Here is a 630-nt window from a genome sequence, read left to right on the forward strand (position 1 = left end):
GCAACACCAGCAGCATCGGCGTTACGTAAACAGGCACCAAGGTTGTGAGGGTCAGTCACGCCATCCAACACCAATAGCAACGGTGTCTCATGCTGCGCTAGGATGTCGTCGATGTCGTTTTCGTTCAGCTGTTTTGCTGGTTTTACGCGCGCGATGATGCCTTGGTGGTTTGCACCATGTGCTTTGTCATCCAAGGTTTTACGCGTCATTTGTTGGATAGAAACACCACACACCTGCAAATCGTTCAAGATTGGCATTAGGCGATCGTCTTGGCGTCCTTTTAGAACGTACGCTTCAATAAAACGTTCTGGTTCGCGTTCCAATACCGCTTTCACGGCATGAATGCCGTAAATAAATTCGTTACTCATTACTTAACCTGTTTCTGTGCTTCGCTCACCGCCAATCTGCGGTAACAGATTGGCGCTTCAGCCTACTGCGCGTCTTGCTTAGTGCGCTTGGTTTTCTTTGGCTTACTATGTGGCTTTTTCTTGTGGGCTTTCTTCACCTTTGGCTTCTTCGCGCTGTCGTCATCCCCACGTTTTGGCCCTTTGCGTTTACGGCCAGCATTCGTTTGTTCTGGGCGCTTAGTTGGCTCAATAGCAGGAACAGCGCGCGCTGTAGCACCTTCTT

At 49.8% G+C, this 630-nt stretch carries 2 protein-coding genes; both read right to left on the reverse strand.

Features of this window, described 5'->3' with window-relative positions; all coding sequences use genetic code 11:
- Positions 1-368: RNA methyltransferase substrate-binding domain-containing protein (locus R7O13_RS28270; RefSeq protein WP_318305375.1), on the reverse strand; the 368-nt coding region annotated here is incomplete at its 3' end.
- A 62-nt stretch (positions 369-430) separates the two neighbouring features.
- On the reverse strand, positions 431-630 hold a 200-nt coding region (locus R7O13_RS28275), incomplete at its 5' end, for a hypothetical protein (RefSeq protein ID WP_318305376.1).

The organism is Vibrio sp. Y176 (assembly GCF_033438945.1).